At 73.2% G+C, this 13,867-nt stretch carries 9 protein-coding genes; 5 read left to right on the top strand and 4 right to left on the bottom strand.

The annotated features are described in order from the left end of the window. Positions 1 to 28: 28 nt before the first annotated feature. Complete coding sequence (locus tag ABZ810_RS29150) at positions 29 to 1,540, bottom strand: alpha/beta hydrolase (protein WP_358408729.1); 1,512 nt, start codon at positions 1,538 to 1,540, stop codon at positions 29 to 31. Between the two features lie 283 nt (positions 1,541 to 1,823). Here ABZ810_RS29150 and ABZ810_RS29145 point away from each other — a divergent pair, with 283 nt between their 5' ends. Further along, positions 1,824 to 2,816 (top strand): phosphatase PAP2 family protein, encoded by a 993-nt coding sequence (locus ABZ810_RS29145; protein ID WP_358408727.1) that lies wholly within the window; start codon positions 1,824 to 1,826, stop codon positions 2,814 to 2,816. 13 nt (positions 2,817 to 2,829) lie between these two features. Continuing rightward, positions 2,830 to 3,774 carry a phosphatase PAP2 family protein gene (locus tag ABZ810_RS29140; RefSeq protein ID WP_358408724.1) on the top strand — a complete coding sequence of 315 codons (945 nt, stop codon included), beginning with the start codon at positions 2,830 to 2,832 and terminating at the stop codon, positions 3,772 to 3,774. A gap of 37 nt (positions 3,775 to 3,811) precedes the next feature. Here ABZ810_RS29140 and ABZ810_RS29135 read toward each other — a convergent pair whose 3' ends face one another. Together ABZ810_RS29135 and ABZ810_RS29130 are read right to left on the bottom strand one after the other, a co-directional pair. Beyond that, entirely contained in the window at positions 3,812 to 6,835 is a 3,024-nt protein-coding gene (locus ABZ810_RS29135) for a bifunctional [glutamine synthetase] adenylyltransferase/[glutamine synthetase]-adenylyl-L-tyrosine phosphorylase (RefSeq protein ID WP_358408721.1), read from the bottom strand. Positions 6,836 to 6,938: 103 nt separating this feature from the next. Next, entirely contained in the window at positions 6,939 to 8,300 is a 1,362-nt protein-coding gene (locus ABZ810_RS29130) for a glutamine synthetase family protein (RefSeq protein ID WP_358408718.1), read from the bottom strand. A 319-nt stretch (positions 8,301 to 8,619) separates the two neighbouring features. Between ABZ810_RS29130 and ABZ810_RS29125 the strand changes: the two genes are divergently transcribed. Further along, positions 8,620 to 9,663: a terpene synthase family protein gene (locus ABZ810_RS29125; protein WP_358408716.1), complete on the top strand. Its 1,044-nt coding sequence runs from the start codon at positions 8,620 to 8,622 to the stop codon at positions 9,661 to 9,663. On the opposite strand, the gene ABZ810_RS29120 is transcribed toward ABZ810_RS29125, so the two are convergent. After that, positions 9,646 to 10,665, bottom strand: coding sequence for a DUF5937 family protein (locus ABZ810_RS29120; protein ID WP_358408714.1), 1,020 nt, complete (start codon positions 10,663 to 10,665; stop codon positions 9,646 to 9,648). The genes ABZ810_RS29125 and ABZ810_RS29120 overlap by 18 nt on opposite strands. Positions 10,666 to 10,720: 55 nt before the next feature. Here ABZ810_RS29120 and ABZ810_RS29115 point away from each other — a divergent pair, with 55 nt between their 5' ends. After that, complete coding sequence (locus ABZ810_RS29115; protein ID WP_358408711.1) at positions 10,721 to 11,980, top strand: MFS transporter; 1,260 nt, start codon at positions 10,721 to 10,723, stop codon at positions 11,978 to 11,980. Positions 11,981 to 12,048: 68 nt separating this feature from the next. Next, on the top strand, positions 12,049 to 13,848 hold the full coding sequence (locus ABZ810_RS29110; RefSeq protein WP_358408709.1) for an NAD+ synthase: 1,800 nt from the start codon (positions 12,049 to 12,051) through the stop codon (positions 13,846 to 13,848). Positions 13,849 to 13,867 lie beyond the last annotated feature (19 nt).

Here is a 13,867-nt window from a genome sequence, read left to right as displayed (position 1 = left end):
CCCCAGGCCCGGCCGGACCGCCCGCGGGTCAGGGGCAGGTGGTGCCGTCGGCGGGCACCTTCCCTTCGAGGAGGTAGGCGTCGACGGCGGCCTGGACGCAGGTGTCGCCGGTGTCGTACGCGCCGTGCCCCTCCCCCTTAAGGGTGACCAGGGTCGCCTTGCCGCCCAGTTCCTTGGTCAGCCCCGGCGCCCAGGCGTACGGGGTGGCGGGGTCGCCGGTGTTGCCGACGACCACGATGGGCGCGGCGTCCGGGGCGCTGACCTCCTTGGAGGCGTCGTCGCCCTCGACCGGCCAGCCGGTGCACTGGAGGATCCCCCAGGCCATGGACGGCCCGAAGACGGGCGAGGCGTTGCGGAACCGCGGCAGCACCCGCCGCACGTCCTCGGTGGTGTACCGGTCGGTGGTGTCGGCGCAGTTGATGGCCGTGTTGGCCGCCATCAGGTTGTTGTAGTGGCCCGACTCGTTCCGTCCCAGCTGGAGGTCGGCGAGGGCGAGCAGGGTGGTGCCCTCCCCCGAGTCGACCGCCTCGGCCAGGCCCTGCCCGAGGACGGGCCACAGCTGCTTGCTGTAGAGCGCGGCGAGGACGCCGGTCGTGCCCAGGCTCTGGGTGAGGTTGCGGCCGCTCCCGGTGGGGAGCGGCCTGGAGTCCAGGCCGTTGAGGAGCGTCCGCACCGAGGCGACGACCTCGTCGGCGTTCGTGCCCAGCGGGCAGGACGCCTCGCCGAGCTGGGCGCAGGCGGCGGCGAAGTTGCCGAGCGCCCGCTGGAACGCGGTGGCCTGCTGGAGGCTGAGGTTCTCCGTGCTGATCTTGGTGTCCACGGCGCCGTCCAGGACGGCCCGTCCCACCTGCGCGGGGAGCTGGTGGGCATAGTTGCCGCCGAGCCACGTCCCGTACGAGATCCCGAAGTAGTTGAGCCTGGCGTCGCCCAGCGACGTCCGGATCACGTCCAGGTCGCGGGCGGCGTCGAGCGTGCCGACGTACGGCAGGACCTTGCCGGAACGGGCCTCGCAGGCCCGGTCGTAGGCGGCCTGCTCGGCGGTGAAGGCCTTCTCCTCGGCGGTGTCGTCGGGCGAGGAGTCCATCGCCGCGATCTGGTCCATGCGCTGGTCGTCGACGCACGTCACCGGGGCGCTCTTGCCGACCCCGCGCGGGTCGAAGCTCACCAGGTCGTAGCGGGTGTTGAGCTTCTTGTAACCGCCCGCGGCCTGCGCGAGCGCGTCGACGCCCGAGCCGCCGGGCCCGCCGAAGTTGAACACCAGGGAGCCGATGCGGCCGCCGGGCCCGGTCGCCTTCGCCCTGATGAGCGCCAGGTCGATGGTCTCCCCACCGGGCTTGTCGTAGTCCAGGGGCACCTTGACCGTGGCGCACTCGAAGCCGGACGCGGGCGAGGGCTGGCCGGGCGCCGTGGCCGGCAACCCCGAGCAGGCCTTCCAGGAAGGTTGCTGCCGGCCCAGACCGGACGGCAGCGAGGTCGCGGAAACGGTCCGCGCCTCCGTGTCGCCGCCGCAGGCCGCGAGACCGAAAGCGGCCAGAAGCACGACACTCGCCGTCCCTGTGTCGGGTATTGACACCCTCCACACCATTCGTCCCCTCCGTTCATCTCACGGGGGGCGCTGCTGACCTACCCAGCTCCTCTTATGCTGACTCCTGATCAAGCAACCCCCGAGGTCCCCGGCCTTTCCCTGACCTTCCTCCGCCCCCCGGCCGCGACCTCCCCCAAAGGTCCGGAAAGCATCTCAGGGACGTACTACTCAAGGCTGAGATGAAGACCATTCGTCGCGGTGATCTCAAATAGGTGGCCGTCCCGCAAAGATAGGGAGCATGGCCCAAATCGCCCCACCCGCTCCGCGAGGCCAGACCGCTCCGGCCCCTCCCGCCCCCGCGCGGCGGGCCGTCCGCGTTCCGGCCGCCAAGCTCAGGAAGCTCGGCGTGCCACCGGTGTGGCGTGAACTCCTGCTGATCGCGATCTTCTACGCCGCCTACATGCTCACGCGGATGATCCTGGTCCAGGACGGGACGGCGCCCGCCTTCGCGCACGCCGACCAGATCCTCGCGGCGGAGCGCGCGATGGGCATCGACGTCGAGCTGGGCCTCAACCAGATGTTGCTCCAGGTGCCGTGGCTCGCCCGCACCGCCAACATCTTCTACGCCACCGCGCACTTCGCGGTGACGCTGGGCGTGGTGGTCTGGCTCTACCGGCGGCGGCCGGACGACTACCGGTGGGCGCGCACCGGGATCATGATCGCCACCGGGGTGGCACTGCTGGGCTTCTGGCTCTACCCGCTGGCGCCGCCGCGGTTCCTGCACTCCGAGGGCTTCGTCGACCCGGTCACCGCGCTGCACTCGCTGGGCCTGTACGCCAGCGACGCCTCGGGGACGCTCACCAACCAGTACGCGGCGATGCCCTCGATGCACGCCGGCTGGGCCATGTGGTGCGGCTTCCTGCTGATGCGCCTGGCGGTCCGGCGCTGGGCGAAGGTGCTCGGCCTGATCTACCCGGCGACCACCGTGTTCGTCATTCTTTCCACCGCAAACCACTACATTTTGGACGCAGTGGCCGGAATCGCGCTGATCGGGGCGGCGATGGGCCTGTCGTGGCTGCTCTACCACCGCTGCCCGCAGGCGCTCCTGGACCTCCGGGCGCGCACCGCGGCCACGGCGGTCCAGGCCGCGGGACGGATCCCGCTCGGCCGGCTCACGCCAGGGCGGAGCCCTGTCGTCCGGCCCCCGCTCGTTCCGGCCCCCCTCGGCCGGCGCCGCACGGGCGGGAACGACTCACCCGTGGTCGGTGGGGCCACGGAATCGGGCATTTGACACTCTTGACCTCATGACCACAGCGGCCGACGCGTCCGGAGACGAGGTCCGCCCGGTATCCGAGGAGACGGACACCGCGCGGACGGACGGCGGCGCGCGCACGTCCGGCACGGCGGCGAACGGGCACGGGGCGCCGGCGGACGGCCCCCGAACGGCGGACGGCAGGCGGACGGGCGACGAACCGCGGCCGGTCGAGGGGGCACCCACGGCTGAGGCGGCGGCGGGTGCGGTGCGCGGGAGCCGGCCGCGGTTGTGGCCGGAGATCCTGCTGGTGCTGATCGGCTACGGCGCGTACTCGCTGGTCCGCAACCTCGTGCCGACCGACCACGCGATGGCCTCGCACCGCGCGTACGAGCTGCTCGGCCTCGAGTACACGCTCAACCTCGACGTCGAGTACACCCTCAACCGGCTGTTCGTCACCCACCCGTGGGTGGCGATCCCGGCCAACTACTTCTACGCCACCGCGCACATGATCGTGACGGCCGGCGTGCTGATCTGGCTCTACCTGCGGCATCCGGGCCGGTATCCCGCCTACCGCTCGATCATCTTCGCCACCACGATGGTCGGGCTCGTCGGCTTCTGGCTGTTCCCGCTGGCCCCGCCGCGGATGTTGCCGGGCTTCACCGACACCGTGATCAACTTCGGGACCTGGGGCATCTACGACTCGGGCCCGACCGCCTCGATGTCCAACCAGTACGCGGCGATGCCGTCCATGCACATGGCCTGGTCGATCTGGTGCGCGGTGGCGGTGATCGGCGTCGTCCGCAACCGGTGGGTCGCCGCCGTCGCCGCCCTCTATCCGGTGATCACCTTCATCGTGATCATGGGTACGGCCAATCACTACGTGCTGGACGCGGTGGGCGGCGCCGCGGCCCTGGCCCTCGGCCACGCGATCAGCCGGAGCGCGTTCCGCGTGGGCGCCCTGGCCCTCTCGCCCCGCGGCGGGCGCCTGGGCTGAACGCGGCGTCCCGCGCCGGCGACGTCCCGGCGGACGGTCACTCGGCGCCGTAGAAGACGCGTTCGACCACGGCACGGGCGCGGCGCGCGTGCCTGCGGTAGTCCTCGATCAGGTCGCCCGTGCCGGGGTAGCCGAGCACCCGGGTCACCGCGCTGCGTTCGCGATGGTGGTCGGTGGGCAGCAGGTCGGACGCGCGGCCCCGCACCAGCATGATGACGCCGCGGATGCGGGTGGCGAGCTTCCACGCCTCGGCGAGCACCTCGGCGTCGGCCGCGTCGAGCAGGCGGGCCGGCACGGCGGCCTCGAGGGTGGCGAGGGTACGGGTGGTGCGCAGTTGCGGGATGTCGTGGGCATGCCGCAGTTGCAGCAGCTGGGCCACCCATTCGACGTCCGACAACCCGCCGGGGCCGAGCTTGATGTGCTGCCTGCGGTCGACGCCGCGCGGGAGCCGTTCGGACTCCATCCGCGCCTTCAGCCGGCGGATCCCGCGCACGGCGTCCTCGCCGATGCCGCCCTCCGGCCAGCGCACCGGGTCGATGAGGGCGCGGAACCGCTCGCACAGGCCCGGGTCGCCGATGATCGGGTCGGCGCGCAGAAGCGCCTGGCTCTCCCACGGCTCGGACCAGCGGGCGTAGTACGCGGCGTACGAGGCGAGCGTGCGCACCAGCGGGCCCTGCCGCCCCTCGGGCCGCAGGTTGGGGTCGATCTCCAGCACCGGGTCGGGGCCGGGCAGCGCGAGCAGCCTGCGCAGTTCCTCGGCGACGGCGTGGGCCGCCCTGCTGGCCTCCCGCTCGTCCGCGCCGGGCAGCGGGTCGTGCACGAACATCACGTCGGCGTCGCTGCCGTAGCCGAGCTCGTGGCCGCCGAACCGGCCCATCGCCACCACGGCCATGCGGGTCGGCAGCGGTTCCCGCCGTTCCAGCTCGATCTTGTTGACGGCGGCCCGCAGCGCCGCCTCGATGGTGACGGTGGTGATGTCGGTGAGGGACTCGCCGACCGCCCGCACGTCCGCGAGGTCCAGCAGGTCGGCGACCGCGACGCGGAACAGCTCGCGCCGCCGCAGCCCGCGCACCACCGCGACCGCGTCCTCGGCCGCGGTCTCCAGGCCGTCGGCGCGGCGCTTGACGGCCGCCATCGCCTCGACCCGCAACGTCTCGTACGGCCGCGGGGCCAGGCCGGTCTCGTTGCCGAGCATGGCGACCGCCTCGGGGGCGCGCAGCAGCAGGTCGGTGGCGTAGCGGCTGGACGCCAGGACGCGCGCCATGCGCTCGGCCACCGTCACCTCGTCGCGCAGCAGCCGCAGGTACCACGGGGTGGTGCCGAGCGCGTCGCTGACCTGCCGGAACCCGAGCAGCCCGGCGTCGGGGTCGGGCGCGTCGGCGAACCAGCCGAGCATCACCGGCAGCAACGTGCGCTGGATGGCGGCACGCCGCGACACCCCGGACGTGAGCGCCTCGATGTGGCGGAGCGCCCCCGCCGGGTCGTCGAAGCCGAGCGCCTCCAGCCGGGTGCGGGCCGCCTCGGGCGTCAGCCGGGCCTCCTCGCCGGGGAGCCGCGCCACGGCCCGCAGCAGCGGCCGGTAGAAGAGCTTCTCGTGGATGCGCCGCACCTCGCGCGCGTGCCGGCGCCACAACGCGGTGAACTCCCCCACCGGGTCGGTGCGCAGGCCGAGGGCGCGGCCGAGCCGGCGCAGGTCGTCGGTGTCGTCGGGCACCAGATGCGTGCGGCGCAGCCGGTAGAGCTGGATGAGGTGCTCGACCCGCCGCAGGAACCGGTACGCCGAGGTGAGCGCCGCGGCGTCGTCGCGCCCGACGTACCCGCCGTGCGACAACACCGTCAGCGCGTCCAGCGTCGCCGGCACGCGCAGCGTCGCGTCCGCCCGGCCGTGGACGAGCTGCAGCAGCTGCACCGCGAACTCGACGTCGCGCAGCCCGCCGGGCCCCAGCTTGAGCTGCCGGTCGGCGTCCTCGCCGCGCTGCGTCAGGTGCGTCTCCACCCGGCGGCGCATCGCCTGGACGTCCTCGACGAAGCCCTCGCCCTCGGCGGCCTTCCAGACCATCGGCGTGATCGTGTCCACGTAGCGGCGGCCCAGCTCGGCGTCGCCGGCGACCGGGCGGGCCTTCAGGAGCGCCTGGAACTCCCAGGTCTTGGCCCAGCGCTCGTAGTAGGCGCGGTGGCTGGCCAGGGTCCGCACCAGCGGCCCGGCCTTGCCCTCCGGGCGCAGCGCCGGGTCGACCTCCCAGAGCGCGCCCTCCTCGGTGGTGTCCGAGCAGGCTCGCATCAGCGCCGACGCGAGCCGGGTCGCGGTGCGCAGCCCGGTCTCCTCCGGGTGGCCCTCGCGCGCCTCGGCCACGAAGATCACATCGACGTCGCTGACGTAGTTGAGCTCGCGCGCGCCGCACTTGCCCATGCCGATGACCGCGAGCCGGCACGCCGCGTGCTCGGGGACGGCGGCGCGCGCCACCGCCAGGCCCGCCTCCAGGGCGGCCGCCGCGAGGTCCGCGAGCTCGGCGGCGACCCGCCCGACGTCGGCCGCGCCGATCAGGTCGCGTCCCGCCAGGTGGAGCAGGTGCCGCCGGTACGCGGCGCGCAGCGCGACCAGCGTCGCGGGCCCGGAGCCGGCCGCGACCGGCTCGGGACCGGCCGAGTCGGCGCCCACCGCCCGCAGCAGGTCGGTGCGCACGACCTCGGGCGAGGGTGATTGGAGCGCTCCATCGCCGCGCAGGACCCGCCAGTCGCCGGGATGCCGGGCAAGATGATCACCCAGGGCCGCGCTGACGCCCAGCACGGTGAACAGGCGTTCCCTCGTCTCGGGATCCTTGCGCAGCACGGCCCGCAGCTCGGCGTCGCCGGGCGCCGCGGTCAGCAGCCGCAGCACCCCCGCGAGCGCGAGGTCGGGGTCGGCGGTGGCGCCGAGCGCGTCCAGCTGCCGGTCGCCGAGCGTGCCGTCCGGGTCCTCCTCGATCAGCCGCCGCTCGGCCAGGCCCGCGTCGGTGAAGCCGAGTCTGGCCAGGCGCCCGGCCAGCGAAGGACGACGATCAGAGGTCCAGGGGTGCTGCACGACTCCACCGTAATCGGACGGACCCGTCACGGAAGGAGAAGGCCACACCCGGAAGATCTCGATTACGTCTAGGCCGTTGGGCCGTGTCCCGAGAGCCCGGCGGTCAGAGGACGGCGATGAGGCGCTGGCGCTCGTACGGGGTCACCTGGCGGCGGTAGTCCTCCCACTCCTGGCGCTTGTTGCGCAGGAAGAAGTCGAAGACGTGCTCGCCGAGGACGTCGGCCATCAGCTCCGAGCGCTCCATCGCGTGGATGGCCTCGTCGAGGCTCTGCGGGAGCGGCTCGATGCCCAGGGCGCGGCGTTCGGCCGAGGTGAGGGCCCACACGTCGTCCTCGGCGCCCGGGGGGAGCTCGTAGCCCTCCTCGATGCCCTTGAGGCCGGCGCCGAGGATCGCGGCGAACGCCAGGTAGGGGTTGGCCGCGGTGTCCAGGGACCGGAACTCGATGCGGGTGGCGTGCCCCTTCTGCGGCTTGTACATCGGGACGCGCACCAGGGCGGACCGGTTGTTGTGGCCCCAGCAGATGTAGGACGGGGCCTCGCCGCCGGCGCCCGCGGTGGAGCCGACGCCGCCCCACAGGCGCTTGTAGGAGTTGACCCACTGGTTGCAGACCGCGGTGATCTCGGCCGAGTGGCGCAGCACGCCGGCGATGAACGCACGCCCGACCTTGGAGAGCTGGAACTCCGAGCCCGGCTCGTAGAAGGCGTTGCGGTCGCCCTCGAACAGCGACATGTGGGTGTGCATGCCCGAGCCCGGGTGGTCGGTGAAGGGCTTGGGCATGAACGAGGCGTACACGCCCTGCTCGAGCGCCACCTCCTTCATGACCAGCCGGAACGTCATGATGTTGTCGGCGGTGGTGAGCGCGTCGGCGTAGCGCAGGTCGATCTCCTGCTGGCCGGGGGCGCCCTCGTGGTGGCTGAACTCCACCGAGATCCCCATCGCCTCCAGCATGGTGATCGCGTTGCGCCGGAAGTCGTGCGCGGAGCTGTGCGGGGTGTGGTCGAAGTAGCCGCCCGAGTCGACCGGGACCGGCTCGCGCCCGTCCTCCGGCCGGTCCTTGAGCAGGAAGAACTCCACCTCGGGATGGGTGTAGAAGGTGAAGCCGAGGTCGGCGGCCCGCGCCAGCGCGCGCTTGAGCACGTACCGCGGGTCGGCGAAGCTCGGCGTGCCGTCCGGCATCAGGATGTCGCAGAAGATCCGGGCCACCCCGGGGCTCTCGGACCGCCACGGCAGCACCTGGAACGTGGACGGGTCCGGCTTGGCGATCATGTCCGCCTCGTAGACCCGGGCGAAGCCCTCGATCGCCGACCCGTCGAAGCCGATGCCCTCGGCGAAGGCACCTTCGAGCTCGGCGGGCGCGACCGCGACGGACTTCAGGAAACCGAGCACGTCGGTGAACCACAGCCGGATGAAGCGGATGTCGCGCTCCTCCAGCGTGCGGAGCACGAACTCCTGCTGACGGTCCAAAGCCTTCTCCCTACCGATCGCCGTGCCGACTTTCGACGTATGCCCGGGCCGGGCGCCGCCACACCGGGAACGTTTCCGCAGGTGCCGACAGGTCCGGCTACTTCGCAGTATGCCCCGGCGCTGTTTCCGAGACGTTACACGCCCGAGATCATGGCGCAGCCGGGCACGAAGCCGCATATACCGCCACCCCGAACTCTGCCACATGACCTGCGTGCTCTCACAGCAGCGACCGGGATCGTGGCCCATGACACGGGTTTCCCCGAATTTGACGTGGCGATCTTCGGACCGATCCAACCCGGTCATTAGCGTTGATCGCGTCGTGGACACCTCCCTGCTGCTCTCGCTGACCGACCGGGTCGCCGCTCTGGCCGCCCCCTCGGTCATGCACCCGCACGCCTGGCCGCTGGGCGAGCGGGTGGACGCCTGGGCGCGCGGCAGGGGCCTGGTCCTGGGCGATCCGGACACCTCGGCGCTGGGCCGCGGCCGGTTCGAACGGCTGGCCGCCCGGGTGTTCCCGACCGGCGAACTCGACCGGGTGGAGCTCTTCGCCCGCTGGCTGACCTGGTCGTTCGCCCTGGACGACACGCTGGACGACGCCCCGATGGGCACGAGCGCCACCGCGGTGCACGGCCTGTACGAAGATCTCCTCAAGGCGATGCGCCGCGGCCACGCCAAGCCGGGCGCGCGCCCGCTGGAGGCCGTGGTCGTGGAGTTGTGGCGGGCCACCGCGCCGGGCATGAGCCGCGACTGGCGGCGCCGGTTCCTTCAGCACATGGAGGAGCACCGGGCCGGCTGCGCGGCCGAGGCGGTCGACCGCCGGATGGGGGTGACTCCCCCGCTGGAGGGTTATCCGGCGCTGCGCCGGCGCGCGTCGGGGCCGTTCCTGTTCGACCTGGCCGAGCCGGTCCTCGGGGTGGAGCTGCCGCCCCGCCTGCTGACCACCCCCGCCTGGAAGGTCCTGATGGAGGGCACCGCGGACGTCCTGGCCTGGTGCAACGACCTCGCCTCGTACGCCAAGGAGGCGGCCCGCGGCGACGTGCACAACCAGGTCGCCGTCCTGGAGGCCGCCTACGGCTTCGATCCGCCGCAGGCCGCCGGCTGGGTCGTGGACCACATCGCGCACCGCGTACTGGACGTCCAGGCCGCCGCCCGGACCATGAGCGAGACCCTCGACCTGTTGCGGCTCTCCCCGGAGGAGCGCAGCGCCTCCGCCCAGGTCGTCCGGGCCCTGCTGGACGCGCCCCGGGCCCATCTGGACTGGCTCGCCGAGTCGGGCCGCTACAGCCTGGAGGGCGGTGGCCTGGCCGCGCTGGTGCCCGGCCAGCGCCAGCCGCGCCTGGACGCCCTAGCCTCCCTGCGCTGACCCCGCCGGTCCCGCCGGCCCGGCTGACTCCGCCGGCTCACCCGGCCCGGCCAGGGCGTCGCCGGACCTGGTGCGCCCGTAGAGGACCCGGCGGCCCAGCCGGTGCCCCGTGACCAGGCCGGACGCCCGCAGGACGCCCAGATGCTGGCTGATCGCGCCGGGGGTGACGTCCAGGCGGCGGGCCAGCTCGGTGGTGGACGCCGGGGTGCCGAGGGCCAGCAGGAGCTGGGCGCGGCGGCGGCCGATCAGCGCGGCGAGGGCGTCCGGCGGGGCGGCGGGACTGGACTCCCACAGGGTCGCGACGCCGTACGGCGGGTAGCTGAGCATCGGCTGGTAGGGCGGCACCATGACCGAAACCTGCGGCCACACGAACACGCTCGGCACCAGCAGCAGGCCCCGGCCCGCGAGCTCGCCGCGGTGGTCCCACCAGCGGTCGACGTAAAGGGTGCCGCCCTCCCAGCGCACCGCCCGGTGCAGGTCGGCGAAGACCCCCTCGGCTCCGGACGTGCTGAGGGCGCGGGCGCGGCGGAGCACGTCGCCCTCCAGGAGGTCGCGGATGCCCTCCCAGTACGGCTCGACGGCGGCGGCCCAGAACCGTTCGAGCTGCCCGCAGAGGATCTCCAGGGACCGTTCGGGCTCGGCGGCCATGGCCAGCCGGGCCGGCCCGGCGACGTTGCCGCGTTCGGTCCACCGCATCTCCTCGGCGACCACCTCCGGCGGCGTGGCCCGGACGATCTCCAGCTCGGCGCCGAAGTCCGGGAGCGGGGTCTCCGGCGGCGGTGTCAGGAAGTCGGGGATGTAGCCGGTCGCCGGCACCGCGCCGCGCAGCAGGCCGACGTCGAGCCCGCGCAGGCGCGGCCGGACGGCGTGCACCCAGGGCAGGTGCAGGGCCCGCCGGGAGGGGTCGGCCAGCACCCGCAGCCCGTGGACCAGCTCCCAGAGCGGCGAGAACGCGAACCTGACCCGCGCCACGTCGTCGGTGCGGAACACGAACTCGATCATTTAGTCCAGGCTAAATCATTTTCGCCGGCGAACGGCGGCCCGGACCATCGACCACGTGACCGCCCTGGACGACACCGCCCCCGCCGCCGCGCCGCCGCGGCTGCCCGCGTTCCTGCACGACCGGATCGGCGGGTTCCCCCGCACCTTCTGGATCCTGTGGGCGGGGACGCTGCTCAACCGGCTCGGCACCATGGTCGAGCCGTTCCTGGGGCTCTACCTGACGACCACGCGCGGGTTGTCGCTCGGGCAGGCCGGGCTGGTGATGGCCGTCCTCGGCGCCGGATCGCTGGTCAGCCAGCTCGTGGGCGGCGTCCTGGCCGACCGGATCGGCCGCAGGGCCACGCTGACGGCGGGCACCGTCCTGACCGGCGCGGCCATGCTCGCGCTCGGCTACGCGCAGGGCATCGTGTCGATCGTCGCGTCGGTGCTGCTGCTGGGGCTCGTCCTGGACCTCTACCGCCCCGCGTCCCAGGCGATGGTGGCCGACATCATCTCCCCCGCCGAACGGCCGCGCGCGTTCGCCCTGCTGTTCTGGGCGATCAACCTGGGCTGGGCGGTCGCCACGATCCTCGGCGGCACGCTGGCCCAGCACGGCTTCCTGTGGTTGTTCTGGATCGACGCGATCACCTGCGCCGGGTTCGGCGTCCTGGTGTGGCGGGCGGTGCCCGACTCTCGGCCGGAGAAGCCGCGCGCCCTGCCGGGCGAGGGGGGCCACGGGGCGGGCGGCTTCCTCGACGCGCTGCGCGACCGGGTCATGGTCGTGTACGTGGTGCTCGGCGTCGCCTACACCTTCGTCCTCCTCCAGGGCATGACCACCATGGCGCTGGCCATGAAGGAGGACGGCCTCGGCCCGCAGGCGTACGGCATCGCGGTCGCCGCCAACGGGATGATCATCATCGTCGTCCAGCCGCTGGTGGCGGCGTGGCTGACCCGCCGCGACCACAGCCGGGTGCTGGCCGCGGGGTTCGCCCTGGTCGGCCTCGGATACGGGCTCACCGCGTTCGCCGGGTCGTTGTGGAGCTACGTCGGGACCGTCCTGGTCTGGACGCTGGGCGAGATCATCGCGGCGTCGGTGATCCAGGCCGTGGTCGCCGACCTGGCACCGCCGCACCTGCGCGGCCGCTACAGCGGCCTCTACGGGATGGCGTGGTCGGGCGGCTTCCTGCTGGCACCGCTCGGCGGCACCCAGCTGCTCGCGGTGGGCGCGCCCGCCCTGTGGCTGACCTGCCTGGCCCTGGGCCTGGCGGCGGCCGCGGGGCAGCTCGCCCTCGGCCCCGCGATCCGGCGCCGCCGGGTGGCGGCCTTGACGACCTGAGCCGCTTTTCGTCATAGTGACGATACCCGCCTGCGGATCGGAAACGGCGGCGGCTTAGGCTGGTGGATGTGGCACAGCTACGGATCGCGCTCGCACAGGTGAACTCGACGGTCGGCGACCTCGACGGCAACTCCGACCTCATCGTGGAATGGACCCGGCGCGCCGCCGGGGAGGGCGCGCACCTGGTCGCGTTCCCCGAGATGACGCTGACCGGCTACCCGGTCGAGGACCTCGCCCTGCGCGCGTCCTTCGTCGAGGGCTCGGTGCGCGCGCTGGAGCGCACCGCGCGCCGGCTCGCCGACGAGGGCCTCGGCCACGTCCCGGTCGTGACCGGATACCTCGACCGCCGCACGATCGGCCTGATCCGGGCCGGCCAGCCCGCCGGGTCGCCGCTCGACGCCGCCGCCTGGCTGCACGAGGGCGAGGTGCTGATGCGCTCGGCCAAGCACCACCTGCCCAACTACGGCGTCTTCGACGAATACCGCATCTTCGTGCGCGGCGACACGCTGCCCGTGGTCCGGGTCAACGGCGTGGACGTCGCGACCGTGGTCTGCGAGGACCTCTGGCAGGACGGCGGCCCCGTCAGCGTGACCGAGACGGCCGAGGCCGGGCTCCTGCTGTCCCTCAACGCCTCCCCGTACGAGCGCGACAAGGACGACTTCCGCCTCGAGCTGTGCGCCCAGCGCGCCGTGGAGGCGGGCTGCGCGCTCGCCTACGTCAACATGGTCGGCGGCCAGGACGAGCTGGTCTTCGACGGCGACTCGGTCATCGTGGGCGCCGACGGCACGCTGCTGGCCCGCGCGCCGCAGTTCGCCGAGCACCTGCTGGTGGCCGACCTGGCGCTGCCCGCCGCCGACCCGGCGCTGGAGCCGAGCCGCACCCCGGTCGACGCGCTCGACGGCACCACGATCACCATCGACCGGCACGTGCTGTCCTCCGCGCCGGTCCCGGCCTACCCGGTCCGGCCGCAGGAGCTGGCCGAGCCGCTCGACGAGCTCGGCGAGGTCTACGCGGCCCTGGTCCTGGGCACCCGCGACTACGTCCGCAAGAACGGCTTCCGCTCGGTGATCCTCGGCCTGTCCGGCGGCATCGACTCGGCCCTGGTCGCGACGATCGCCGCCGACGCCATCGGACCCGGCAACGTGCACGCCGTCCTGCTGCCCAGCCGCTACTCCTCGGAGGGCTCGGTCACCGACGCCGAAGACCTGGTCAAGCGCCAGGGCCTGCACTCGCGCGTGGTGCCGATCGCCGACATGGTCGAGGCGTTCGAGAAGCAGCTCGACCTGACCGGCCTCGCCGAGGAGAACCTCCAGGCCCGCATCCGCGCGAACGTGTGGATGGGCCTGTCCAACGAGGAGGGCCACCTGGTCCTGACCGGCGGCAACAAGAGCGAGCTGGCCACCGGCTACTCCACCCTCTACGGCGACTCGGCGGGCGGCTTCGGCCCCATCAAGGACCTGGTCAAGACGATGGTCTGGGCGCTGGCCCGCTGGCGCAACGCCCAGGTCGGGGCCGGGTCCGGCCTGCCGTTCCTGCACCCGTTCGAGGCCGAGCCGATCCCCGAGGTCATCATCGGCAAGGAGCCCTCGGCCGAGCTGCGCCCCGGCCAGCGCGACAGCGACTCGCTGCCGCCCTACGACGTGCTCGACCCGCTGCTGGTCGACTACGTCGAGCGCGACCTGGGCCGCGACGCCCTGGTCGCCGCCGGCCACGACCCGGCGCTGGTCGAACGGGTCATCCGGCTGGTCGACCTCGCGGAGTACAAGCGCCGGCAGTACCCGCCGGGCCCGAAGGTCACCACCAAGAACTTCGGCCGCGACCGCCGCCTGCCCATCACCAACCGCTGGCGCGAACCCTCGGCCGGGTGACTCCGGCGAGCGTCCGGGC

This window comes from Spirillospora sp. NPDC047279, assembly GCF_040643285.1.
In the GTDB taxonomy this organism is placed as follows: domain Bacteria; phylum Actinomycetota; class Actinomycetes; order Streptosporangiales; family Streptosporangiaceae; genus Spirillospora.
Note: the sequence above shows the minus strand (reverse complement) of the source record. Positions and strands in the feature narration are given on the sequence as shown.